Annotated in this window: 27 protein-coding genes; 5 read left to right on the top strand and 22 right to left on the bottom strand. The window is 45.2% G+C overall.

All coding sequences use genetic code 11. The annotated features are described in order from the left end of the window. Nucleotide 1: 1 nt before the first annotated feature. The 10 genes from RIN81_RS10180 to gpr form a co-directional block, all read right to left on the bottom strand. Complete coding sequence (locus RIN81_RS10180; RefSeq protein ID WP_309089805.1) at nucleotides 2–751, bottom strand: 16S rRNA (uracil(1498)-N(3))-methyltransferase; 750 nt, start codon at nucleotides 749–751, stop codon at nucleotides 2–4. 13 nt (nucleotides 752–764) lie between these two features. After that, nucleotides 765–1,709: a 50S ribosomal protein L11 methyltransferase gene (gene prmA, locus RIN81_RS10175; protein WP_309089803.1), complete on the bottom strand. Its 945-nt coding sequence runs from the start codon at nucleotides 1,707–1,709 to the stop codon at nucleotides 765–767. Between the two features lie 24 nt (nucleotides 1,710–1,733). Continuing rightward, nucleotides 1,734–2,852, bottom strand: a complete 1,119-nt coding sequence (dnaJ, locus tag RIN81_RS10170) for a molecular chaperone DnaJ (RefSeq protein WP_309089801.1) — start codon at nucleotides 2,850–2,852, stop codon at nucleotides 1,734–1,736. A gap of 133 nt (nucleotides 2,853–2,985) precedes the next feature. After that, nucleotides 2,986–4,821 carry a molecular chaperone DnaK gene (dnaK, locus tag RIN81_RS10165; protein WP_242233411.1) on the bottom strand — a complete coding sequence of 612 codons (1,836 nt, stop codon included), beginning with the start codon at nucleotides 4,819–4,821 and terminating at the stop codon, nucleotides 2,986–2,988. A 42-nt stretch (nucleotides 4,822–4,863) separates the two neighbouring features. After that, nucleotides 4,864–5,454 (bottom strand): nucleotide exchange factor GrpE, encoded by a 591-nt coding sequence (grpE, locus tag RIN81_RS10160; RefSeq protein WP_375164530.1) that lies wholly within the window; start codon nucleotides 5,452–5,454, stop codon nucleotides 4,864–4,866. Between the two features lie 11 nt (nucleotides 5,455–5,465). After that, nucleotides 5,466–6,500: a heat-inducible transcriptional repressor HrcA gene (hrcA, locus tag RIN81_RS10155; protein WP_309089797.1), complete on the bottom strand. Its 1,035-nt coding sequence runs from the start codon at nucleotides 6,498–6,500 to the stop codon at nucleotides 5,466–5,468. A gap of 89 nt (nucleotides 6,501–6,589) precedes the next feature. After that, entirely contained in the window at nucleotides 6,590–7,726 is a 1,137-nt protein-coding gene (gene hemW / locus RIN81_RS10150; protein ID WP_309089795.1) for a radical SAM family heme chaperone HemW, read from the bottom strand. 227 nt (nucleotides 7,727–7,953) lie between these two features. Further along, nucleotides 7,954–9,783 carry a translation elongation factor 4 gene (gene lepA, locus RIN81_RS10145; RefSeq protein ID WP_309089793.1) on the bottom strand — a complete coding sequence of 610 codons (1,830 nt, stop codon included), beginning with the start codon at nucleotides 9,781–9,783 and terminating at the stop codon, nucleotides 7,954–7,956. Nucleotides 9,784–9,874: 91 nt separating this feature from the next. Next, complete coding sequence (spoIIP, locus tag RIN81_RS10140; RefSeq protein WP_309089791.1) at nucleotides 9,875–10,963, bottom strand: stage II sporulation protein P; 1,089 nt, start codon at nucleotides 10,961–10,963, stop codon at nucleotides 9,875–9,877. Nucleotides 10,964–11,022: 59 nt separating this feature from the next. Beyond that, entirely contained in the window at nucleotides 11,023–12,024 is a 1,002-nt protein-coding gene (gene gpr, locus RIN81_RS10135) for a GPR endopeptidase (protein WP_309089789.1), read from the bottom strand. 180 nt (nucleotides 12,025–12,204) lie between these two features. Between gpr and rpsT the strand changes: the two genes are divergently transcribed. Further along, entirely contained in the window at nucleotides 12,205–12,459 is a 255-nt protein-coding gene (gene rpsT / locus RIN81_RS10130; RefSeq protein WP_045851032.1) for a 30S ribosomal protein S20, read from the top strand. Between the two features lie 31 nt (nucleotides 12,460–12,490). Here the strand turns inward: rpsT and holA are convergent, their stop codons facing one another. Further along, nucleotides 12,491–13,510: a DNA polymerase III subunit delta gene (gene holA / locus RIN81_RS10125; protein WP_309089787.1), complete on the bottom strand. Its 1,020-nt coding sequence runs from the start codon at nucleotides 13,508–13,510 to the stop codon at nucleotides 12,491–12,493. 175 nt (nucleotides 13,511–13,685) lie between these two features. Between holA and RIN81_RS10120 the strand changes: the two genes are divergently transcribed. Beyond that, nucleotides 13,686–13,817 carry a YqzM family protein gene (locus RIN81_RS10120; protein WP_242233403.1) on the top strand — a complete coding sequence of 44 codons (132 nt, stop codon included), beginning with the start codon at nucleotides 13,686–13,688 and terminating at the stop codon, nucleotides 13,815–13,817. 37 nt (nucleotides 13,818–13,854) lie between these two features. Here RIN81_RS10120 and RIN81_RS10115 read toward each other — a convergent pair whose 3' ends face one another. The 3 genes from RIN81_RS10115 to RIN81_RS10105 all read right to left on the bottom strand — a co-directional run bounded on the left by RIN81_RS10115 (nucleotide 13,855) and on the right by RIN81_RS10105 (nucleotide 17,292). Then, on the bottom strand, nucleotides 13,855–16,134 hold the full coding sequence (locus RIN81_RS10115) for a DNA internalization-related competence protein ComEC/Rec2 (RefSeq protein ID WP_309089785.1): 2,280 nt from the start codon (nucleotides 16,132–16,134) through the stop codon (nucleotides 13,855–13,857). Between the two features lie 13 nt (nucleotides 16,135–16,147). After that, the gene (locus RIN81_RS10110; RefSeq protein WP_309089783.1) at nucleotides 16,148–16,564 is read right to left on the bottom strand and encodes a deoxycytidylate deaminase; all 417 of its coding nucleotides are present in this window, start codon (nucleotides 16,562–16,564) and stop codon (nucleotides 16,148–16,150) included. A gap of 86 nt (nucleotides 16,565–16,650) precedes the next feature. Further along, nucleotides 16,651–17,292 carry a helix-hairpin-helix domain-containing protein gene (locus tag RIN81_RS10105; RefSeq protein ID WP_309089781.1) on the bottom strand — a complete coding sequence of 214 codons (642 nt, stop codon included), beginning with the start codon at nucleotides 17,290–17,292 and terminating at the stop codon, nucleotides 16,651–16,653. A gap of 86 nt (nucleotides 17,293–17,378) precedes the next feature. Between RIN81_RS10105 and comER the strand changes: the two genes are divergently transcribed. Then, nucleotides 17,379–18,206, top strand: a complete 828-nt coding sequence (gene comER / locus RIN81_RS10100; RefSeq protein WP_309089778.1) for a late competence protein ComER — start codon at nucleotides 17,379–17,381, stop codon at nucleotides 18,204–18,206. A gap of 64 nt (nucleotides 18,207–18,270) precedes the next feature. On the opposite strand, the gene RIN81_RS10095 is transcribed toward comER, so the two are convergent. From RIN81_RS10095 to RIN81_RS10060, 8 genes are read right to left on the bottom strand one after another with little or no spacing between them, the layout of a single operon-like run. Then, the gene (locus tag RIN81_RS10095; protein WP_309089775.1) at nucleotides 18,271–19,002 is read right to left on the bottom strand and encodes a class I SAM-dependent DNA methyltransferase; all 732 of its coding nucleotides are present in this window, start codon (nucleotides 19,000–19,002) and stop codon (nucleotides 18,271–18,273) included. Continuing rightward, entirely contained in the window at nucleotides 18,999–19,349 is a 351-nt protein-coding gene (rsfS, locus tag RIN81_RS10090) for a ribosome silencing factor (protein WP_242233397.1), read from the bottom strand. The genes RIN81_RS10095 and rsfS overlap by 4 nt, the downstream gene beginning before the upstream one ends. Beyond that, a complete protein-coding gene (yqeK, locus tag RIN81_RS10085; protein WP_309089772.1) occupies nucleotides 19,350–19,919 on the bottom strand; it encodes a bis(5'-nucleosyl)-tetraphosphatase (symmetrical) YqeK in 570 nt (189 codons plus the stop codon). Beyond that, nucleotides 19,909–20,478, bottom strand: coding sequence for a nicotinate-nucleotide adenylyltransferase (locus RIN81_RS10080; RefSeq protein WP_309089769.1), 570 nt, complete (start codon nucleotides 20,476–20,478; stop codon nucleotides 19,909–19,911). The genes yqeK and RIN81_RS10080 overlap by 11 nt, the downstream gene beginning before the upstream one ends. Then, the gene (gene yhbY / locus RIN81_RS10075) at nucleotides 20,475–20,768 is read right to left on the bottom strand and encodes a ribosome assembly RNA-binding protein YhbY (protein ID WP_309089767.1); all 294 of its coding nucleotides are present in this window, start codon (nucleotides 20,766–20,768) and stop codon (nucleotides 20,475–20,477) included. Before yhbY ends, RIN81_RS10080 begins: the two co-directional genes overlap by 4 nt. Further along, nucleotides 20,762–21,604: a shikimate dehydrogenase gene (aroE, locus tag RIN81_RS10070; RefSeq protein ID WP_309089764.1), complete on the bottom strand. Its 843-nt coding sequence runs from the start codon at nucleotides 21,602–21,604 to the stop codon at nucleotides 20,762–20,764. Before aroE ends, yhbY begins: the two co-directional genes overlap by 7 nt. 17 nt (nucleotides 21,605–21,621) lie before the next feature. Next, nucleotides 21,622–22,719 carry a ribosome biogenesis GTPase YqeH gene (gene yqeH / locus RIN81_RS10065; protein WP_309089762.1) on the bottom strand — a complete coding sequence of 366 codons (1,098 nt, stop codon included), beginning with the start codon at nucleotides 22,717–22,719 and terminating at the stop codon, nucleotides 21,622–21,624. Beyond that, nucleotides 22,719–23,240 (bottom strand): YqeG family HAD IIIA-type phosphatase, encoded by a 522-nt coding sequence (locus tag RIN81_RS10060; protein WP_309089760.1) that lies wholly within the window; start codon nucleotides 23,238–23,240, stop codon nucleotides 22,719–22,721. Before RIN81_RS10060 ends, yqeH begins: the two co-directional genes overlap by 1 nt. A gap of 288 nt (nucleotides 23,241–23,528) precedes the next feature. Between RIN81_RS10060 and sda the strand changes: the two genes are divergently transcribed. Together sda and sigK are read left to right on the top strand one after the other, a co-directional pair. Continuing rightward, nucleotides 23,529–23,672, top strand: a complete 144-nt coding sequence (gene sda / locus RIN81_RS10055) for a sporulation histidine kinase inhibitor Sda (protein ID WP_242233390.1) — start codon at nucleotides 23,529–23,531, stop codon at nucleotides 23,670–23,672. 44 nt (nucleotides 23,673–23,716) lie between these two features. Continuing rightward, the gene (sigK, locus tag RIN81_RS10050) at nucleotides 23,717–24,475 is read left to right on the top strand and encodes an RNA polymerase sporulation sigma factor SigK (RefSeq protein ID WP_309089758.1); all 759 of its coding nucleotides are present in this window, start codon (nucleotides 23,717–23,719) and stop codon (nucleotides 24,473–24,475) included. The last annotated feature ends 95 nt before the right edge of the window (nucleotides 24,476–24,570 follow it).

The raw sequence follows: 24,570 nt of genomic DNA, 5'->3' as shown, positions 1-24,570 counted from the left end.
ATCACCTCTTTAATTCTAGATAAAACGAAACCGCCGACAGCACATACAAAGGCGCTGTTTCCGCCCGAAGAATTCTTGGGCCAAGGGCACAGGGAATAAATCCTGAATCCTGCAGCTGAGCCGATTCTTTTTCGGAAAACCCGCCTTCCGGACCGGTGACGACCAGCATTCGCCCGCCTGGCTTCAATAAATGAACAGCCTCATAAAATGCCGTCATTTCTCCGGATTTAGCCGTTTCTTCATAAGCAAAGATTTTCACATCAAACGTGCTTGACTGCTCAATCATCTGCTTCATAGACGTAGGTTCTGCTACGTCTGGAATTCGGTTTCGGTGTGACTGTTCCGCCGCTTCTTTAGCAATTTTCTGCCAGCGCTCTGTTTTTTTGGCTCCTTTTTTCGGATCCCACTTTACGATCGAGCGCTCTGCTTCAAATGGAACAAACCCGGCAGCGCCGAGTTCTGTTCCTTTCTGTATAATATAATCGAATTTATCACCTTTCACAAGACCGCAGGCAACCACAACCTCAGCCGGCATTTCTGTTGACTGCTCAATCCATTCCTCTATTTTCGCTTCAACAGAGGTGTCTGTTACAGACGTTAGGACAGCCACCCCTGCTTTGCCTTCCGAGAAGACGGCATAAACACGGTCTCCTTCTTCCATCCGCATCACCCGGCGGATGTGATGCGCATCTTCTTTTGAAAAGTGAATGTTTTCTGCATTCTGCCCGCTCGTTAAGAAATATCGCTGCATACTTGCACCTCTGTCATTCCGCTTTTTTGCCGACGATGCAGACCCAGTCTTCCATGACTACGGTTTCTTCGATAAATAAACCAGCATCCGTCATCGCTTTGCGAACCTCGTCTTTTTTCTGCCCGATAATACCGGATGCAATAAAGAATCCGCCCGGACGCAGGATTGACGCTACGTCACCGGTAAAGGAAATAATCACTTCCGCTAAAATATTGGAGACAACTACATCGGGCTGGTCGTCAATTCCGTCAATTAAATTGTTTTTAGAAACTGTAACAATGTGTTCTGCATGGTTCAGCGCCACGTTCTGGCGTGCTGCTGATACGGCTACTTCATCTAAATCAAGCGCCGTAACACGAGAAGCTCCCAGCAGAGCGGCACCAATAGCCAGCACCCCCGATCCTGTTCCCACATCCACTACATGGTGGTTTGGTTGCACAAACCGTTCTAGCGCCTGCAGACACATCACGGTTGTTGGGTGCGTTCCTGTACCAAATGCCATGCCCGGGTCCAGCTCAATGATGAGTTCATCGGTTGAAAATGGCTCATACTCTTCCCATGTAGGGACAATCGTAAATTTTTCAGAGATTTTTACCGGATTATAATATTGTTTCCATGCTGTTGCCCAGTCTTCTTCATGTACTTCGCTGACAGATACGCGCAGCTTTCCAGTATCAATTTGATAAGCAGACAAATTTTTAACAGCAGCTGTAATATCATCAACCGTTTCCTGCAGAAAACTGTTTACCGGCAGGTACGCTTTTACAGCCACTCCCTCATCCGGGTAGTCGTTCGGGTTCAGCTCGTACAATTCACCGAAAAGGCCGCCTTCCCGCTTCTTATCAAGCTCGGCACGATCTTCAATGACAACACCGCTCGCCCCTGCCTCGTGTAAAATATTCGAAATCGGTTCAACTGCATCGTTTACGGTTTCAATGCAAATTTCTGACCACTTCATATATGTCCGCTCCCATCATGCCATTTAATCACGCTTGAGTGCGCGTTTTACTTTATCAAAGAAGCCATCTTCTTCGCTTGGCTGCTCACCGCTTACCTCTGCAAACTCCCGCAGCAGCTGCTTTTGCTTTTCATTTAGTTTTACCGGTGTAATTACTTTTACTAAAACATGCTGATCGCCAATGCCAAAACCTCTTACGTTGGCTACACCCTTGCCGCGCAGACGGAATCTGGTACCGCTTTGTGTACCAGCCGGAATCTTCAGCTTCACTTTACCGTGAACCGTCGGCACTTCGATTTCATCACCAAGAGCAGCCTGTACGAATGTGATCGGCATTTCACAGTAAATATCATCGCCGTCCCGTTCGAATAATTCATGTTCGCGCACGCGGAATACAACATACAAATCGCCTGGAGGTCCCCCGTTAACACCGGCTTCTCCCTGCCCGGATAAACGGATTTGCTGGCCTTCATCAATACCAGCAGGCACTTTCACATTGATTTTTTTGTTTTTCGTTACGCGGCCGTCTCCACCACATGTAGAACATTTATCTTTAATCATTTTGCCTGTACCGCTGCAATGATGACAAGTACGGCGCGTTGCTACACGGCCAAATGGTGTGTTTTGCTCCACATTTACCTGGCCGGCTCCGCCACAGTGTGAGCACGTTTCAGGAGATGTGCCCGGCTTCGCACCGCTTCCGTGGCACGTTCCGCATTCTTCTTCTTTCGGAATGGTAATATCTTTTTCCACACCGAAAACCGCTTCTTCAAACGTCAAAGTCATTGTATATTGAAGGTCGTCTCCCTGACGGGGCGCATTCGGATCGCGTCTGCGGCCTCCACCACCGAAAAAGGTACTGAAAATATCATCAAAACCGCCGCCAAAGCCTGAGAATCCGCCACCGCCGAATCCACCCTGCTGCGGGCCTGCGTGACCAAATTGGTCGTACTGGGCTCTTTTTGACTCATCACTCAGCACTTCATAAGCTTCCGAAATCTCTTTAAACTTTTCATCCGCGCCCGCTTCTTTATTGATATCCGGATGATATTTTTTAGACAGCTTTCGGTATGCTTTTTTAATTTCGTCTTTTGAAGCTGTTTTACCAACGCCTAATACGTCATAATAATCCCGTTTACTCACCGTTTTCACTCCCGTTTTATTCACATAACCGCTATTTTAACATACATCTGCTCTTCATTGGTAAATTAAATTGCTTCACGAAAAAAGCCAAAGCCGGAAAACCGCTGACTTTGACTTTTTCGTGTGACTTCGCTTAGTTTTTATCTTTCGAATCGTCTACTTCTTCAAATTCGGCATCCACGACACCGTCATCTTTTGCGGCAGCACCTTCAGCCCCTTGCTGTGCTTGAGCCGCTTTTGCTGCTTCTTCATACAGCTTCATTGACAATGCCTGCACAATTTCATTTAATGCATCGCGTTTTGTACGGATTTCTTCAAGATCGCCTTTTTCAATAGCTTCTTTCAGCGCATCTTTTGCTTCCGTAGCTTTTTGAAGTTCTGCTTCGTCCACTTTGCCTTCAAGCTCTTTTACCGTTTTTTCTGTTGTAAACACAAGCTGGTCTGCTTCGTTACGAAGTTCTACTTCTTCTTTACGCTGTTTGTCAGCATCCGCGTTTTCTTCCGCTTCTTTTACCATGCGTTCGATTTCTTCATCAGAAAGACCAGATGAAGATTGAATCGTAATCGCCTGTTCTTTTTGTGTGCCAAGATCTTTTGCTTTTACATTTACGATACCGTTTTTATCAATATCAAATGTTACTTCAATTTGCGGTACGCCGCGCGGTGCCGGCGGAATATCTGTCAACTGGAAGCGGCCAAGCGTTTTGTTATCAGCTGACATTGGACGCTCACCTTGAAGCACATGAATATCAACAGCCGGCTGGTTATCTGCTGCCGTCGAGAATACTTGTGATTTTGATGTTGGGATTGTCGTATTGCGATCGATCAGCTTTGTAAATACGCCGCCCATTGTTTCAATACCAAGCGAAAGCGGTGTAACGTCAAGAAGAACAACGTCTTTTACGTCACCTGTAAGTACGCCGCCCTGGATCGCTGCACCCATTGCAACTACTTCGTCCGGGTTAACGCCTTTATGCGGCTCTTTGCCTGTTTGCTTTTTGATCGCTTCCTGTACAGCCGGAATACGAGTTGATCCACCGACAAGGATTACTTTATCGATATCCGCATTTGTTTTGCCTGCATCTTGAAGTGCCTGACGAACAGGGCCCATCGTACGCTCTACAAGGTTTGATGACAGCTCATCAAATTTTGCACGTGTAAGTGTTGTTTCAAGGTGAAGCGGTCCAGCTTCGCCTGCTGTGATAAATGGAAGAGAGATTTGTGTAGATGTCACACCAGACAAATCTTTTTTCGCTTTTTCAGCAGCATCTTTTAAACGCTGCATTGCCATTTTGTCTTTTGACAAATCAATGCCGTTTTCTTTCTTGAATTCATTTACAAGATAATCAATGATGACTTCATCAAAGTCGTCGCCGCCCAGACGGTTGTCGCCGGCAGTTGAAAGTACTTCAAATACACCGTCGCCCAGCTCAAGGATCGAAACATCAAATGTACCGCCGCCAAGGTCGTATACAAGAATCGTTTGGTCCTGGTCTGTTTTATCCATGCCATATGCAAGCGCAGCAGCTGTCGGCTCATTGATAATACGCTCTACTTCAAGACCAGCAATTTTACCGGCATCTTTTGTAGCCTGGCGTTCAGCATCATTGAAGTAAGCCGGTACCGTAATAACGGCTTTGTCTACTTTTTCACCAAGGTAATCTTCTGCGTAAGCTTTTAAATGTTGTAAAATCATTGCGGAAATCTCTTGTGGTGAATACTCTTTTCCATCAATCGTTTCTTTATGGGTTGTACCCATATGGCGCTTAATCGAAATAATGGTATTCGGGTTTGTAATCGCCTGGCGTTTTGCCACTTCCCCTACCTGGCGCTCGTCATTTTTAAACGCTACAACAGATGGTGTTGTACGATTGCCTTCTGGATTTGGGATTACTTTTGCTTCGCCGCCTTCAAGGACTGCTACGCAAGAGTTCGTTGTTCCAAGGTCAATACCGATAATTTTACTCATTTTTAAAGTTCCCTCCTGAAATCATTGCTTATCAAAATAAATTTATTGATTTACTTTTACCATTGACGGGCGAATAACCCGATCTTTTAATGTATAGCCTTTTTGCAGCTCAGCTAAAACTGAATTTGGTTCTGCTGAATCATCGCTGTCTGTCATGACTGCTTGATGTACATTCGGATCAAATGGCTTTCCGACTGTTTCGATTGGCTTGACACCTTCGCTCTCAAGCGCTGTAACAAATGTTTTATAAACCATTTCCATTCCTTGAAGAACAGATTTTGTTTCTTCATGTTCTGGAGTGATCTGCAGCGCCCGCTCGAAATTATCAAGCACTGGCAGCAGCTCCGTTACAAGCTTTTGCGCGCGGTATTTTTCCTGTGCTTCCCGGTCCAGGTTTGCCCGGCGACGGAAATTATCGAAATCTGCCCGCAGCCGCAGATAACGGTCCTCTGCTTCATCAAGCTGTTTTTGAAGCTGCTCTTCTTTTGATTCTTCTTCCACCTCTTCAATGATTGTTTGATCCACTTCTACTTCAACGGTACCTTGCTCTTCTGTAGAAGAAACCGCCTCATCGGCTGGTTTTTCTTCCGTCAATGGCTTTTGTTCTTCTGCCACTGATGTCACCTCCAACATTTATCATCAATTTATGTTCGCGTATTGTAAAGGCGCGTCAGCACCTTTGTCATGTCATGACTTAAAAAATCCACAAGTGTAATCACACGCGAATACTCCATCCGTTTTGGACCAAGAATGGCAATAGTGCCAACCGGCTCATCCCCAACGGAATAAGACGCCGTAATTAAACTGCAGTCCTCCATTGCCTGCTCCGCGTTTTCCGTTCCGATTCTCACCTGTACACCGGTTTCTGTCGGGCGGATTAACTCATACATATCTTGTTCTTTCTCCATCATGTCCATCACAAGGCGGACTTTTTCCACATCACGAAATTCCGGCTGATTGAAAATATTTGTTTTGCCCCCGATAAAAAGCTTGCCGATTGGCGAGCCGCCGGAAGCTTCCGCAAACATATGCAGCACAGCTTCGTAATTGTGAAGATGCCGTCTCATTAATTCTGCTGTTTCTTTGTAAATTTTTCGGTGAAGCTCTGCCAATGGCACACCGGTCAGCCGATCATTTAAAATATTGACCATTTTTTCAATATCTGACGGCTCTATTCCTTCCGGCAGATTGAAAATTCTATTTTCCACATGTCCCGTGTCGGTCACAATGATAGCAACAGCAGATTGGGTATCAATAGGAATAATTTGCAGGCGCTTAACCCGGTGGTCGTTAAATTTTGGCCCAAGAACGATCGATGTATAATTTGTCAGTTCTGACAAAATCGTCGCTGCATTTTGAACAGCTTTTTCAAGCCCTTCCTGCCTGTCGGCAAAAATAGAATGAATCGCTGTCCGTTCGCTGCGCCGCAAAGATCCCGGTGACAGTAAGTGATCTACGTAATACCGGTACCCTTTTTCCGACGGAACACGGCCGGATGAGGTATGCGTTTTTTCCAAAAACCCCATTTCCTCCAAATCCGCCATTTCATTACGAATAGTGGCCGGACTAAAGGAAATTTCCTCTTTCTTGGCAAGATTGCGTGAACCGACTGGCTGCGCCGAACGAATAAAATCGTCAATGATAATCTGCAAGATGAAAAGTTGGCGGTCTGTCAGCACGTATATCACCTCTGTTAGCACTCTTAGTATTCGAGTGCTAAATCTACATTTAAATTATCAAAATCCTTTTTGTCTGTCAACGAGTACGCTCACATTTGTGCGCCAATTAAAAAAGATTGAAACACTTCATTTCCAAGAAACTTTCCACGATGGGTAAGGCGGATAAAACCTTCTTCCACCTCAAGCAGACCACGGCTCGTCATTTCCTGGATGGCTTTTTGGAACAGCTGGACAGGGCTTTCCCCGTATTGTTTTTCGAAAGCTGTGATAGACACACCCTCCATTTTTCGCAATCCGAGAAACATTTCTTCTTCCATTTGTTCCGGCTTCGTTACCCTTTGGGAAGACATACGCGGCTGTTCATTACGCTCAATGGGCTGCATGTATTTTTTAAGCGGTCCAAAATTTGCGTATCGCTCTCCATCTACATACCCGTGCGCACCGGCACCGAATCCATAATATTCTTCATTGTTCCAATACGTAATGTTATGAATACTTTCAAATCCCGGCCAGGCAAAATTACTGATTTCATATTGATGAAGCCCGTGCGCTTCCATTTCTCTCATGACGGCTTCATACATATCCGCTTCCGCTTCTTCCTTTGGAAGCGGGAGGCGGCCTTTGGCCATTAAATTATAAAAAACCGTTTTCGGTTCGATGATCAGTGAATAAGCGGAGTAATGCGGAAGGCCAAGTGCCAGTGCCTGCTTTACCGTATCCACTGCATCATCAACCGTCTGCTCCGGGAGTCCATAAATTAAATCAATGCTTAAATGATCAAAGCCTGCCCGTTCAGCATCCCGGACCGTGCGCAGAACATCTTCTTTCGTATGCGTGCGCCCGATCCGTTTTAAATGAGCGTCATTAAAGGACTGCACCCCTATGCTCAGCCGGTTTACGCCGCCTTCTTTTAAAATGCGCAGTTTTTCAGGTGTTAAGTCGCCCGGATTGGCTTCGAATGTATACTCGGCACCCGGCTGCAAAGGAAGCCGCTGCTCAATTGACTCGACCAGTTGAAGAAGCTGTGCCTCATTTAGGGAGGTCGGTGTTCCGCCTCCTACAAAAATCGATTGTAATCCCTGCTTGACGCCGGCCATTGCCATTTCTTTATCAAGCGCATTTAAATACTCTTCCACTGGCTGGTTTTTCATAAATACTTTATTAAAATCACAATAATGACAAATATGATGGCAAAACGGAATATGAAGATAAGCTGCTTTTGTCATTTTGTTCACGCCCTTCTATACATAAAGGAAGGTGCCCCTCATAAGGGCACCTCAGGCTGCTGACAAACGCCTGCTTTCGGCGTCACTTGCCGTGCGTGAAGCTCATGACCCAAAAGGTCACTCCGCTTCTCGAACGGCTTCGTTCCCGGAAAGGCAGACGTTTTTAATCAGCCTGCTTTCTTCCTGTGTCTACGCTCTGAGATACCCGTAATCCAGGCACCTTCTTGTTATTTTTGTGGATCATCCATTTTTAAGACAGCCATAAACGCTTCCTGCGGTACTTCAACCGATCCAACCTGCTTCATGCGCTTTTTCCCTTCCTTCTGCTTCTCAAGCAGTTTCCGTTTTCGGGAAATGTCCCCGCCGTAACACTTGGCCAGAACGTTTTTACGCATCGCTTTGATGGTGGACCGGGCCACAATCTTGTTGCCGATCGCCGCCTGTATAGGCACCTCAAACTGCTGGCGCGGAATGAGTTCTTTCAGCTTTTCAACGATAATCTTGCCGCGGTCATACGCAAAGTCACGGTGAACAATAAAGCTGAGTGCATCGACCGTTTCTGCGTTGAGGAGAATATCCATCTTCACCAGCTTGGATTGTTTGTAGCCAATGAGTTCGTAGTCGAATGAGGCATAGCCTTTCGTACTCGACTTCAACTGGTCAAAGAAGTCATACACAATTTCAGACAGCGGCATTTCATAAACAACGCTGACGCGGTTTGTATCAAGATACTGCATATCAATAAAATTGCCGCGTTTACCCTGGGCAAGCTCCATCACTGCTCCGACATAGTCATTCGGCACGATGATCGATGCTTTTACATACGGTTCTTCAACGTGAGCAATTTTTTGTGGATCCGGCATATCCGATGGATTATCGATCCGAACCTCTTCACCATCTGTCATCGTTACCTGGTAAATAACGCTTGGTGCTGTTGTAATCAAGTCAATTTTAAACTCGCGTTCAATCCGTTCCTGAATAATCTCCATATGAAGCAAGCCAAGGAAGCCGCAGCGGAAACCAAAGCCGAGTGCCTGGGATGTTTCCGGCTCATATTGAAGAGCGGAGTCATTCAACTCAAGCTTTTCAAGCGCTTCACGCAAGTCATTGTATTTTGACGAATCGATCGGGTAAAGACCGCAATACACCATTGGATTCAGTTTTCGATAGCCGGCAAGCGGTGCTGTCGCACTGTTTTTCGCCGATGTGATTGTATCCCCGACCTGCGTATCTCCGACATTTTTAATAGCGGCAGCAAGGTAGCCAACATCTCCAACCGTCAGCTCTTTTCGCTGTGTCGTTTTTGGGGTAAAAACACCGATTTCAGTTACTTCAAATTCTTTTCCGGTCGCCATCATTTTAATTTTGTCGCCGACCTTCACCGTGCCGTCTACAACCCGGATATAAGCAATAACCCCGCGGTATGCATCGTAAAGAGAGTCAAAAATAAGAGCTTTAAGCGGTGCTTCCGGATCTCCGGTTGGCGCCGGCACTTTTTCAACCACCTGTTCTAAAATTTCCTCGATACCAATGCCGGCTTTCGCTGACGCTAGAACTGCTTCTGAGGCATCCAGGCCGATCACATCTTCTACTTCCTGGCGCACACGCTCTGGTTCTGCAGCCGGAAGGTCAATTTTATTAATAACCGGCAAAATTTCAAGGTCATTGTCCAGGGCTAAATAAACGTTAGCGAGCGTTTGTGCTTCAATGCCCTGCGCCGCATCCACCACAAGGATGGCGCCTTCGCAGGCTGCAAGACTTCTTGATACTTCGTACGTAAAATCGACGTGTCCCGGCGTATCAATCAAGTGAAAGATATAGTCCTGTCCGTCTTTAGCCGTATAGTTCAGCTGTACTGCATTTAGTTTAATCGTAATACCGCGTTCCCGTTCAAGATCCATTGAATCAAGAAGCTGGCTTTTCATTTCACGCGCTGTTAACGCTTTTGTTTTTTCTAAAATACGGTCAGCAAGCGTTGATTTCCCATGGTCAATATGGGCAATGATCGAGAAATTTCGAATACGCTCCTGCCGTTCTAGTCGTTCGTTGTTGTTCATTTCAATGTTCACTCCTGTTTATCGGCACATAGATACTATTGTGATTATATCAGCGCGTTATGCAATTGACAACGAACATTAGACGAACGGGTTATTCATTTTGTTCCGCTTTAATAAAACGGGCCAAAATATCAGCGACGGCAGCCGCACTTCTTTCCAATTCTTCACGGGTGTTATCGACACCGCCCATTTCAATCAAAATCGCCCGGTTTGAAAGATCCTGGTTGAATTTTCCATTTGTCTGACTGCCCGACTTTACGATTACACCGCGCGAAAGACCGGGATAATACTGTTCGAAAAGTTTATGAAGTGATGAAGCAAAACGGGCATTTTCTTCATACCCTGGATGCTCTCCGCCGACGACAAATACGGTTTTTGCCATATCCTGCCCGTTTACACGGGCTGTTGTAATCGATTTGTCCTGTGAATCGCGATGAATATCAATTAAATAAGACAACGACGGCTCTTCTTTTTGAACAGCCGCAACGACAGTCCGTGATTCCTCATAGGAAGCACTGTATTTTTTCCCTTTTTTCTTTAACAGCGCCCCTATATCCGTTTTATTGACAGATACCCCGATTCCCTTTTCCTCCAAACTTTTTCCAATCATTGTTCCCACTTCTGTAATGTTCATTGGGGCTTGTCCATTTTTGGGAGTGAATGATTCCGACGTATGCGTAAAGTAAAGAAGCACTTTTTCTTCCCCGGCTGGAGGCGTATTTTCTTTTGTCTCATCCGGTTCTGATTCTTTCGGCACCGGAAGATCATCCGGCTTTTTGGATTCAACCGGTAAATTCGTATAATCCGTTCCTTCACCGGCAATTAAAATTTGGCTGTCATAAATAGAAAAGCCCGGAAGTTCTTTTCCCAGAAAGGTCCGCGGATCGCGCAAACTAATTCCGGCAGCCGATTGAAAAGCAGCGTCCACCCACCCGATTGTACCTTGTCCCACTTTTTCATTTGACTGGAAAGCATGATTTTCTAAACGCAGAAGCTGATAAAAAGAAGCGGCCGGAATTTCTGCTGCCGCCCGGCTCATAGATTGGGAGGTGAAATGGTACGAAAACGGCATGACCGTTAAAAACCCCGCCATCCAAAACGGCATGACCACTAGGCAGGCGTATACGGGAACAAGCCAGTATGGTATATGCTTTTTTTTGTGCAAAAGGATTGTCGCCATCCCCTTTTCAGCTCTTATCCCTTTACCTTATGCAGCAAATAAAAAAAGCAGACCATGAATCAGCCTGCAAAAAAAGATCGTGTTTCTTCCGGTGGACGGTCATGAAGAGATTCATTCAATGCACTGGAAACGACCGCTGCCGCTCCTTGAATAAACATATCCGCTTCTTTTGGTGTTACAATCATATTTAAACCTGCCGGGGTCAGCACTTCATGAATTAATTGATGTTTTTCGTTTTCATCCAGCAGACCGATATTTCCTAAAAACGACCGCTTCCATTCTTCATCTCCGCGTCCGCTTTTTTCTTGCAGATTCTCCATGACCATTTCTACTGCGTCGCGCGTGACGGTAGCAGCGTCAATCACAGTGGGAATGCCAATGGCGATCACCGGGATACCTGCTGTTTCACGACTGATTTCTTTTCGGCGGTTCCCGATCCCGGCTCCCGGCTGAATACCCGTATCCGTCATTTGAATCGTTGCATTCAGTCTTTCAATCGAACGAGCAGCAAGCGCGTCAATGACAATTAAAAAATCCGGCTTCTCCCTCTCAATTAAACCAAGCAGAATATCTCCTGTTTCAATTCCCGTCATGCCCATAACACCGGGAGAAATGGCGCTGACCGGACGATAGCCGGGCTGAACGTGTTCAGGATGCAGCTTGAATAAATGATTGGTCACGATAAGACGGTCCGTTACACGCGGCCCAAGAGAATCGGGCGTAACAAGTTCATTTCCAAGACCGGCAATTAAACAAGAGGCGTCTTGCTTAATACCCGCTCCCTTTATAAATAAACGAATTTCTTCTGCTACAACCCGGCTGATGGCAGCATGGCGGGCAGAATCGGAGTGGCGCAAGTCTGCTGATTCAACGGTAACATAATGACCAGCTTTTCTTCCGGTTATCTGCTCAGCTTCCTTTGTAATTTCGACCGTTGTCACCTTCGTGCCTTCTTTTTCTTCTTCCTTCATTTCAATTCCGGGGACTTTACTTCCTGTTTGCTGCTCGGCAATCAAAGCGGATTCCAAGGCTAAATCTGTGCGTGGAGACCATTTTTTCATTCAATTCACCCTCCATTTTTTTCTCAGTTTGCCCCTATGTGTAAAAGTTTATTCCTTTACACCGGATTCCTATTGCATTTCTTTTATTCCTTTGCTAAAATACTTCTTGTTGTTTAATTCAATAATGATTGATAATCGGGTACGAATAAAAGTTCGATCCATTTTAGGAGGTGACAGTAAATGCCAAATATTAAATCTGCCATCAAACGCACAAAAACTGCTCAAATTCGTTCAGCACGCAACACGCAAGCGAAATCAGCTATGCGCAGCGCGGTGAAAAAGTTCGAAACAGCAGCTGCTAATAATGACGAAAACGCAAAAGAATTGCTTGTACAAGCAGTTAGCAAGCTAGATAAAGCTGCAGCAAAAGGCCTTATCCACAAAAACGCTGCGAACCGTCAAAAAAGCCGTCTTATGAAAAAGTTGGCTAACTAATAAAAAAAGTGTCCAATATTGGACACTTTTTTTATTTTGTCTGCATCATCGTCTGCAGCCGGAAGAAAAATAATTCCATAATCATTTTTTTATCCATAGCACTGCTTTTCATTTCATAATCACTTTCTGCAAGCATTTGTATCACTGCGGCAAGCTGTGCTTCCGAAAAAGCCCGTGCCTGTCCCCCCGCTATTTTTACACGAAACGGATGCACTTTCAGCTGTCCGGCTATTTGCTGCTGGCCGTATCCTTTTTTCAACAGCTCTTTTACTTGATAGATCAGCCGGAACTGCCCCGCTATAACGGCAAGAATTTTTAACGGCTCTTCATTCAGGCGGATTAAATCATAATAAATGCGCAACGCTTCAGACAAATGCCCTGTGACGATGCGGTCTACCAGTCGAAAAATATCACTTTCGAGCGTCCGCGCCGTCAGTGCTGTTACATTTTCTTCGGTAATCTCGTTTCCCTGCCCGGCATGAAGAGCAAGCTTCATAATCTCCATCGACAGGACAGACAAGTTAAATCCGGCAATGGCAAGGAGCTGATGGATCGCTGCATCTTCTATTATCGCTCCTTCTTCTGCGGCTCTGCCCTTAATCCAGCCGGACAGCTCCCGTTCAGCCGGGCGTTTCGCTTCCAAAACGCCTGCCTGCTTTTTAATGAGCTTTGTTAATTTTTTTCGTTCATCAAGCTTTTCAAACCTTCCTTGAAAAACAAGAATTGTAAATGGAGCGGGGTCCTGCAGATATTGTTCAAGCCTTTTTGTACCGTGCTCTATTTTTGATTTTTCAGCTGTGAAAAAAATCGGGTTCTGAACAAACACAAGCTTCCTGTCTCCAAGAAACGGCAGGGTTTCCGCTTCTTCAATGGCCGCTTCTACCGGCACTTCTGTCATATCAAAGGAAGTGACGTTTAAATCCGTATCTTCCCCATCCAGTGCTCCTTTTAAAAGCAGCTGTCGTGCTTCTTCTATAAAATACTGCTCCGGCCCGTACAACAAATAAACGGAACGAAACCGGCCGCTCTTTAACTCTCTTAATACATCCATTTACTCGACTCCATTCTGTTTCTGTTTTCATTGTAGGAAAAACCATCCCGATACGCAAGATAGACTCCATCTTTTCCATCTACAAACTTATCCGCTTCTTAAATGAAATGAGGCTGTCTCGTATAGATTTTTCTGTTTTCATTGTCTATACTTAAAGAAAATAGGAGGGATGGCTGTGAACGATTTCGAAAAAAATGTTCAATCTAAGCGTAATGATGCTGTAGACTCCGCTGTAGGTTTTATCGTTTCATTCGGTTTCTTTGCCACCATGTTCATTCTTGCCACTGTGATTCAGCTGGTTGGTTGATGCACTAAAACCCCGCCCTTTCATAGGACGGGGTTTTTTATGGAGATGGAAGTACAGTTTCGATTTTCCCATGCTCTCCTTTAAATATATACGTAATGGCACCATGTTTGTCTGTACGGTATATACGGACTCCTGCTTTTTCCAGCGTATCGGTCACTTCTTTATGCGGATGCCCATAACGATTGTTAAGTCCGGCAGATATCACGGCAAACTGTGGCTGAAGGGCTTGAATAAACGATGGCGAGGAAGAGGTTTTGCTGCCGTGATGGCCTACTTTTAACCAGTCTGCATGGAAGCTGTACTTCTCGATCAATTCGGCTTCTCCCTCTTTTTCAAGATCACCTGTGAACAGCCATGTTTTCCCGCCGATTCTGGCAAAAAGCACAAGCGAGTCATTGTTTCCTTCATAATCCCGGTCATCCGGCGCTAAAAACTGAAAAACTGCGCTTTTTGTCCTCCACGTTTCCCCTTCTCCTCCTTCCCGTATCTTCAGGCCGGTTTTGATCATGTCGGCTATGACCGGTTCTCCTCCTGATCCTGGGGAAATAATGATTTCTTTTGCCGAAATAAATTGGAGCACTTCTGCGGCTGCACCGGCGTGATCAAAATCTGCGTGGGTGATAATCAACTTATCCAGCTTAGTAATCCCTTCTCTTTTCAAAAAAGGAACAACTGTATCTTTCCCTACTGAAAACCCGCCATTCCGTTCCTTCCAGACTTCCTGCTCAAACGGCACCTGCCCGCCTGTATCAATTAAATAGTTTCCTTCATTGCGGGGCAATTGAATCAAAATGCTGTCTCCCTGCCCAACATCTAAAAAGGTGATTTTCCCTTCTGGGGAGAAGCGGCCGGCCAGGACAAAAACAGCCAGAGCAAAACTGCATACCGCGAGGCTTAGCTTCATGTTTTTTCTCAATTCCCACAATAAAAGAGAAGCGAGAGAAGTGACAGTCAAAAGAGCAGCTGCTTCCATGCCTGGCTGTCCTGTTACAAGAACTGCAAATGGCAGATTCGCCAGCAGCGCAGCCAATTGATCCATTTTGATCAAACATTCATTGACAAACGAAGCGAAAAAAGAAATAGGCACCAAAAAAGACAAGCAAAACAAAAGAAGAACGGCCGGCATCATAAAAAATGAATAAAATGGGATAAAAAGAAGGTTGGCCAGCGGTGAAATAACGGAGAGTTCTGCGAAATGGAAAAGCAATACCGGCAGGGCGGCAAGCTGAGATAAAACCGAAACAAATAAAGAAAGCTCGATTGCATGCTGCGCTTTTTTTAAAACTACGCCGGTTGATAAAACGAGGGCGAATGTAACGAGGAAGGAAAGCTGAAAACCAGCTTGAAAGATCAAAAACGGGTTCCAAAGAGTCATGATTAAAAAAGAAGCTCCAAGTGCTCCAGCAACTGATAATTTTCTGCTGTCAGAAGCAGCAAGCAAAATTGCACCTGTCATTAAACAGGAACGAATAACCGGCGGAGACCCTCCCGCCAACAGGGCATAAAGAGGCAGCGCTGCTAATAAAAGCAAACGTGCCCGCTCACGTGTTATTCCTGCACGGAGCAGCAGATAAAAAAGCAGTCCTGTCAAGAGCGTTACATGCAATCCTGAGATCGACAGAATATGCACGATGCCAAGCCGCTCGTAGTCTTCTTCTGTTTGTTCGGGACCGGATGACCGATCGCCAACCAGAAGCGCAGCCGCTGTATAGGCAAGGGGTGCTGGAAAACGTTCTTGAATACGCTTAATGGCGGCCATCCGCCAGGCAGCAGGTACATAACGAAGTGACTGGTTTAACACACACTGATCGAGAGAAATATGTTCAGGTGTGAGAACAAAGAAGGTTCCGCTCGCGGCTAAATAGGACCGGTAGTCGAATTCACCTGGATTTCTGGCTTCGTTCGGAAGAGATGCCTTCCCTTGAATCCGGCAGGTTAATCCTGGAGTGAGCCCCTCTTGTAAAAGCTCTTTTTCTTCTTTTGAGTTCATTCGGTAGACCAAGCTGAGTCTTTCATGAAATTGTGTTTCTTCTACACCTGCTCTTAACCTGTTCCCTTCGATTTGGATATTATCTGTAAATGAAACGGTCCATTTTGTTTCTTTTCCCGTAAAAGCAGACTGGCTGCGCGCTTCCTGAATGGGCACCACGCTCAAAAACAGCATAAATGTCCCGATCATCCAAAAGCGTGTGCGCCGATCCACATTCCAATATAATAATCCTCCTATCGCAGCGGCCAGCAAAGCAGCCTGCCATGGCGCCTGCACTGCGAATAAAATGGCTGCAAGGGCCGCCATGCTCATTTGAAGAAGCAGCATACATCACCATCCTTTATTCAGCGGGAACGTGGATGACCTCAATATCTTTTAAAAAGTGGCTGTTCCATTTGTTTGGGTAGGCATTACGATAGATAATCCGCGCTACACCGGCCTGGGCAAGCGTTTTTGCACAGTTTTCACATGGCTCGTGGGTAACGTAAGCAGATGCCCCTTTTAGCTTATCACGCTCTGCATGAAGCACTGCATTTAATTCTGCATGCAGGCACCGGATACAGCGGCCTTGATCCGATAGTAAGCAGCCTGCGTCCTGGCAATGTTCATGCCCATGAATAGAACCGTTATATCCCGTAGACACAATATGCTTGTCTTTTACCATCACACAGCCAACATGAAGCCGAATGCAGGTTGAACGGGTAGCCACCACCTCCGCAATATTTAAAAAATAATCATCCCAGCTTTTTCGTTCCATTCTCAAAACCTCTTTTCTGTTTCTTCCGGTCTGCGGCCGGTTTATTCTTTCAGTTTATCGGGACGTTCTTCCATCCGTCAAACTCTTTATTGAATAGTGACGAGAGGAGCCAGCTTTTCAAATATTTTATCACCAATTCCTGCCACATTTTTCAAATCCTCTACTGCTGTAAAAGCTCCTTCCGTTTCCCGGAAATCAATAATCGCCTGGGCTTTCGACTCACCAACACCCGGAAGCTCCTGCAATAATGCCGAGTCTGCTGTGTTGACATTGATTACAGCAGATTCGGCAGCCTCATCACTGCCGGCTGCAGCTGAAGATGATGCAGAGGCCTGCTGTGCGTCCGGCATTCCCTCTCCCTCTGCCGGCACATAGATGACCATTTCATCCTGTACTCTTTGTGCTAAATTAATGGCAGCCGCATCTGCTTTTTCGGTAAGTCCGCCCGCTTTATTGATTGCATCATTCACCCGCTGATCATTTGACAACACATAAATGCCCGGCATTGAAACGGCTCCTTTCACATCAATGGCTACTTCACTAGGCTGATCTTGTGCTGGATCTGCTTCCTTGGCAGCCGGTTCGTTTTTAGGCGCTTCTAAAAGAGCCGGCTCCGGAGGCAAAGCTTGTGGTTCTTCTTTTGTTAAACCGTAAAGCCAGACGGCGGCTAAAACAGCTCCTGCAGCTGCTGGAACTTTGTATTTTTTAAGAACTTCTTGTTTGTTCATTTCTTCTCTTCTCCTTTCATTTACAGTTATATTTACAAATAACATGCATACAGTGTTTAGATGAATAGGAAAGGGTGAATGCAAGCATGAACATTGGGATAATTGGTACAGGAAGCATTGGCACCGTTTTAACAGAAGCGCTCATGTTTGCTGCTGCTGCTGAGCCGGAAAATATTGTCCTGCACAATCGCACACGGGAAAAAGCCGTGCATTTAAAAGCCTCGTTTCCCGGGATACATGTGTGCCAAACCACTAAAGAGCTTGTTAAAAAAACCCAGTTGATTTTTGTATGCGTCCGGCAGCCCGATTTAAAGCCTCTTCTTGAATCAATCGCACCCTTTTTAACGCAGGAACATTGTGTGCTGGCTACCGCAAGTGCGGTTTCAACGAAGCAAATGGAATCGATTATTTCCTGCTCCTGCGGAAAAGTCATCCCCTCTGTCACCAATACAGTGGCTTCTGGCGGTATCTTATACTCTTTTGGGGATTCCTGCGACAACGACTGGCAGCAAAAAGTAACAGGCCTGCTCAATCAGATTGCCAGCGTCGCGCTTGAAACAGATGATAATATTATCCGGGCTGCTTCAGATTTAACTGGATGCGGGCCCGCTTTCTTTTCCAAAATGGCTGTCATGTATGCAGATGAAGCCGTCACATACGGATTAACCAAAAGCCAGGCAGAAACGCTGGCGTTCCATATGATGATTGGCCTGGGAGAATTGCTGAAACAAAAGGATTGGACATTGGAGATGCTGACGGAACGCACCGCTGCAAAAGGCGGCGTAACAGGAAGAGGCCTTACGGTTATTGAATCGGAGGCGGGCGAATTGTTTGCATCGCTTTGCAGAATGACACAGCAAAAAGCTGCAGAAGACAGAAAAGAGGCATCTGCCGCGTTTGGCATTATTGACTAAATTCGGCGCTCCTTCTCGTTTTCCTTTCTTCTTTACAAAATCTTAACAAAAAAAGAGCAGCTGATCAGCTGCTCTTTCTTGCTTTGAAAAAGATCCGTTCTGATTCTGGTGCTGGGGCACCATTTGTGAAATCGGCTGTGATCGCTTCAACATAGAAGCCCGCTTCTTTAAGCCACTGGTCATATGCTTTAGGCTCAAAAGTGCGTTGATAGTGCAATTCATCAAATCGTTCATATTCGCCGTTCTCTGTTTGAACGAAGAACGTTAATTCATGTTCGACACTGTCCGGATGTTCTCCCGGAAATGCATTCCATATAAATGAAATATCTTCGGCGGCATCCGCAAACGTCTGCTCTACAAAAACATGATTCATTTTAAAAGAGGAATGGACATCGAATAGAAACAAACCGTCTTCTTTTAAGTGGCTGAACACCGATTGAAACGTTTGCTTCACATCTTCTTCTGACTGTAAATAGTTAAGCGAGTCGCAAAAAATAACAGCCGTGTCAAATTGACCAATCCCGTCAAGCTCACGCATATCCTGCTGAAAAAGCGGGATATTCATTCCATTTGCTTCCGCTTTTTCGCGGGCAATGGCAAGCATATCATCGGAAAGGTCAATCCCTGTTATTTGAAAGCCGGCTCGGGCAAAACGAACGGCTAGTTCTCCCGTTCCGCAGCCGATATCAAGCAGGGATCCCCCTTTTACTTCTCTTTGCAAATATGCTTCCCATTCATCGTACGGTGCATCCTGCATAAGCGCATCGTACACCGAAGCAAACCGGTTATAACTCATGACATCAGCACATCAACGTGCGGCGCGTCGCCCCATAGACGTTCAAGGTTGTAGTAAACCCGTTCCTCACGATGAAAAACGTGAACGACTACATCGCCGATATCGATCAATACCCAGCGTGCTTCGTCAAACCCTTCCATCCGGCGAATATCAAAGCCAAGTTCTTCTGCTTTCTCTTTTACTTCACGGGCAATTGCCTGTACTTGTTTATCTGAATTCCCATGACAGATCACGAAGTAATCAGCGACCGGTGAAATACCTTCCATATTAAGGGCTGTAATATTTTCTGCCCGCTTATCATCTGCTGCTTTTGTTACTGCTTGCAGTAATTGCTGTTGTTCTGTCAATTAAACATCGTCTCCATTCTGAATAAGATCATTATACGTATCCATCGTAACCGGGAAAACTGGCTGTTTTTTACTCATTAAAAAGAGAATTGAATTTTTTACAGCTGCCAAAACAGCCGCATTCAAACTCTGCTTTGCAATCGCCCGTACTTCCTCCACACCTGGAAACGCTCGGCCCGGCTCAATATAATCTGCCAGATAGATGATTTTTTCAAGCAAGGTCATGCCCGGCTTCCCGGTTGTATGCCAGCGGATAGCAGAGAGTATGTCTTCGTCTTCAATTCCTGCTTCTTTGCGCACCAGCACAGCTCCCGCCGGCGCATGCCAAAGCTCGTGGTGAAACGTAAGAAGCCGCTCGTCTTCTCTCTCGTCTATTAAAATCTGCTTCATTTCTTCTTTCGGACGAAACTTTGCATAATCGTGGAAAATGGCGGCCAGCTCCGCTTTGTAGATATCTGCTCCGTAGCGGCCTGCCAGCTCGACAGCTGCTTCTGATACCCCTAGAGTATGCGTGTACCGCTTTTCCGTTAATTGTTTTTCAACAATCTCCAGCGCTCTGCTACGCTCCATATAAGCCGTTCTCCTTTATATACCGAATGACCGTTTCCGGCATAAGATAATGAAGCGTTTTGTTTGACGCTGCTTTTTCCCGGAGAACCGTTGATGACAAATGAATTTCCGGCGTATCAATTAATAACACCGGGTAAGGCGTTTCTGTTGAATAGCCCGGCCTCTTGACTCCGACAAAGGTGACAAGCCGGCTTAATTCATCAATGTCACGCCATTTCGGTAAATATTCAATCATGTCCGCGCCAATTATAAAATAAAACGATGTTTCAGGTTCTCGCTTTATCAATTCCCGCATTGTATCAATCGTATACGATACCCCTGCACGCTGGATTTCAACCGTTTCAACCCGAAAGCAGTCATTCCCTTCAATGGCAAGCTCTGTCATACGGAGACGGTGTTCGTCCTCCACATGACCAGCAAGCTTTTTATGCGGCGGCAGTGAATTGGGCATAAAACGGATTTCATCCAGATCGAGCGCATGCAGGGCCTCATTGGCTGCAATTAAATGGCCAACATGCGGCGGGTTAAAAGTTCCGCCTAAAATACCCGCTTTTTTCATCGCGGCAGAACAATTTTTTTGTTTTCTTTTGATTCTTTATATAATACCACTGTATGGCCGATCAACTGAACAAGCTCTGCTTTTGCACCCTTGGCCAGCGCTTCTGCCACCTCATGTTTATCATCTTCATTGTTTTGTAAAATACTCACCTTGATTAACTCGCGCACTTCAAGTGCTTCGGCAATTTGCATTGTCATGTTTTCATTAACGCCGCCTTTACCTACTTGAAAAATTGGGTCTAGGTGATGAGCCTCAGCTCGTAAAAATCGTTTTTGTTTTCCTGTCAGCATGATGTTCCTCCAAGTTTATTCTGTACTATTTTTTGCATACGTTCCGTGTCAGGCAGGACGCCTGTCCATTTTTCAAAAGCAAGCGCACCCTGATAAGCAAACATTTTCAAACCGTTTTGCACACGTGCGCCCTGCTTTTTAGCTTCTTTCATGATCATTGTTTCCGCTGGATTGTAAATGATATCCGATACAAACGCATCTGGACGGATATTCTTTACATGAATAGGTGTTTCACTTATTTTCGGCGACATGCCAATGGATGTTGTTTGAATGATAATATCATAATCACCGAGCTGCTCTTCCGCCTGCTCAAGAGATAAAAGAGCCGTTTTAACGGGATATGGACACCGGCTTTTCAGCTCTTCGGCTTTTGCCGGTGTTCGGTTGGCAATATCTACCCGTTCGGCTCCCTGCTGGCTAAGCGTATAGTAAATCGCTCTTGCTGCGCCGCCCGCTCCAATAATCATGATCTTTTTATCGAGCACGGAGCTTCCATATTCCTCATTCAGCCCGCGTACAAATCCTTCTCCATCTGTATTATACCCAATGAAGCGGTTCTCATCTCGCACAACTGTGTTTACTGCACCGATCGCTTCAGCAAGTGGATCTATTTCATCTAATAGCGGCATAATGGCTGTTTTATGAGGTACAGTGACGTTAAAGCCTGAAAGGCCAATGGCCTTCATTCCTGCGACCGCTGTTTTCAGCTCTTCACTTTTAATATGAAAAGGATGATAGTATGCTTCCATATGAAGCGCCCCAAACGCATCGTTATGCATATCAGGCGACATAGAATGGCCAATTGGATCGCCTATAACCCCGTATAGCTTTTTCACGCGACAACCCCCACTTTTTAAATTAACGACTTGCGCAGTGTTACAGCAGCCCCTTTTGGTACGTAAGCTGCTACTTTTGCACCTGGCTCGTTAACGGTAATCCAGCCAAGCCCTGAGAAAACAATATCTGTTTTCGCTTCTTTAATTGTCCATTCCTGCCGAACAAGATCAAGCGGCGCTCCGCCATGCCCCGCTGGCTTCAGCAACTCCCCGGCATGGTTTTCGTACAAAGCATCTGCTTTTTCGAGCTTTGTACGGTGAATGTCGATTTCATTAGAAAGATGGCATATAAAAGAGCGCCGGCCGCCTGAAAGGTAGTCAAAGCGGGCTAATCCACCAAAGAATAGTGTTTGCTCTTCATTCAACTGAAAGACTTTTGGTTTAATTTCTTTTTTTGGCAGCAAAAACTTTAAGTTTTCTTTATCAACAAAGTGCGCCATTTGATGACGATTGATGATTCCCGGCGTGTCTACAAGCGCATGGCCGTCAGAAAGCGGAATTTCAATCATATCCAATGTCGTACCCGGGAAATGAGACGTCGTAATAATATCTCCTTCTCCTGTAATTTCCTGAATGATTCGGTTAATAAATGTAGACTTCCCGACATTTGTACAGCCGACTACGTATACATCTTTTCCGTTCCGATAATGCTCGATGGCATCCACCGCATCGCGGATCGCTTTTCCTTCTGAAGCACTTGTTAAAAGCACATCAATCGGTTTTAACCCAAGCTGGCTTGCTTCGTGGCGCATCCAATGAATAACCCGTTCCTTTTTCACGGATTTCGGCAGCAAATCCGATTTATTCCCAATAAGCAGGACGGGGTTTTTACCGGCAAAGCGGTGCAAGCCCGGAAGCCAGCTTCCATTAAAATCGAAGATATCCACGATTTTAACGATTAATGATTCTGTCTCACCGATTGTGTTCAAGATTTTTAAAAAGTCATCGTCGGTCAGTTCTACGTCCTGTACTTCATTATAATGCTTTAAGCGAAAGCACCGTTTGCAGACAACGGTTTCTTTCTCCAGGGCAGCAGCCGGTGCGTAACCAAGCGCAGCCGGGTCTCCTGTTTGAATGACGACCCCACAGCCATCACAAGTAATTACTTCGTTCATTAATTTCGTTCCTCCCATTGAATCATTCCTTTACGCTGGAAAAAAGTCATGAGTCTTCTTTCTATTTTCCGATTAATGCGCGTCCAAAATCCATCGGTCGCTGCAATGGGAATGACCAAAATTGTATAAATCCCGCTTCGGTTCCCGCCAAATACATCTGTCAGCAGCTGGTCCCCGATTACGACAGTTTCTTCTTTTCGTACGTTTAAAAGCTTGATGGCTTTTCTGAAAGCACGCCCCATCGGCTTTCTCGCTTCAAAAATAAACGGCAGATCAAGCGGCGTTGAAAACGTGCTGACCCGCTTTTGGTTATTGTTTGATACAATCAGTACTTTAATGCCCGCTTCCCGCATTTTTTGAAACCAAATTAAAAGCTCGGGTGTCGCATCTGGTCTGTCCCAGGCAACGAGTGTATTATCAAGATCGGTTATGATCGCTTTAATTCCTTTTTGTTTCAAGCGCTCTGGCTGGATTTCAAGCACACTTCTTACCTGCTCATTCGGCAAAAATAATTTCAGCACAATGTACACCTCTACTATTCGTTTGCTTCTCCTATCATAGCCGATTTTTCCATATGTGACAAAGTAATATTAAGAACAAAAACTTTTCGACATATTTCTCATTATCCTACTCTGTGGATAACCTTATTCACAAATTAACACAGCTGTTTCAAGGGTTTAATCTAGTTATTCTATTTGTTATCCTCACTTATCCACTGTATCCTGTGGAAAAAAGAACAATTGTTCTTAATGGTTTTTTTTGTTAAACTGAAAAAAATAATTAATCAATGACATTGGAGATGACAGACTATGCACTCATTATCCGATCACTTACTTCTTTCTTCTTATAAAAAAGCGGCAAAATTAAAATTAAATGATGACTTTCTAGCTCTGATAGAAAAAGAAATGAAGCGGCGGGAAATTCAGTCGCAAAAAAGAGCCAAAAAGGAATAGCCGTCTCCCCCTCCGAATATGATGCCTATAAAGGAGGGATCATCATGATTGAACTAGCAGCCGCTCTCTCTTTTTTATTGAAGGAAGCGGTTTTTTTCGTCTCTTATGTAAAGCATAATGCGTTTCCTCAGCCGCTGAGTGCGGAAGATGAACGAAAGTACCTGGCGCTTCATGAACAGGGAGATCGCAATGCCCGTGCCAAGCTGATCGAGCATAATCTCCGTTTAGTAGCCCATATCGTGAAAAAATTTGAGAAAACTCATCACGATACAGAAGACTTAATTTCTATCGGGACCATCGGCCTGATCAAAGGCATCGAAAGCTACTCCGGAAAAAAAGGAACTAAGCTTGCCACTTATGCGGCAAGATGTATAGAAAATGAGATTCTGATGCACTTCCGCTCCTTAAAGAAAACGAAGAAGGACGTATCACTTTATGATCCAGTCGGCCGCGACAAAGAAGGAAATGAAATCAGTCTTCTTGATTTACTTAAAACGGAAGACGAAGACGTCGCAGGCCGCCTCTCCCTTCAAATGGATATTGAACAAATGAAAAAGTGCCTCTCTGTTCTTGATGAACGAGAACTGTCCGTAATTGCTGCCCGCTATGGCTTAACGAATGACCAAGATAAAACGCAGCGTGAAATTGCGGCCAAAATGAACATTTCTAGAAGTTATGTTTCCCGAATTGAAAAAAGAGCCCTTGCTAAAATGATGCAGGAATTTAAGCGGCTTCAAGCAAAACAAAAAAGGGCCCCAAAAGATCTGGAGCACCCTTCAAATCACTTTTCCTCAATCGATTGAAACAGAGATCATAACACCTGTCACTGTAGCTAAAAGAAGCCCCATAATCATCATAATCATTTTGTGACATCTCTCCCTTTTCATCCGCCTTGTTT

The organism is Domibacillus sp. (assembly GCF_031181085.1).
Lineage (GTDB): Bacteria > Bacillota > Bacilli > Bacillales > Domibacillaceae > Domibacillus.
This window is presented reverse-complemented; position numbering and strand designations above follow the sequence as displayed.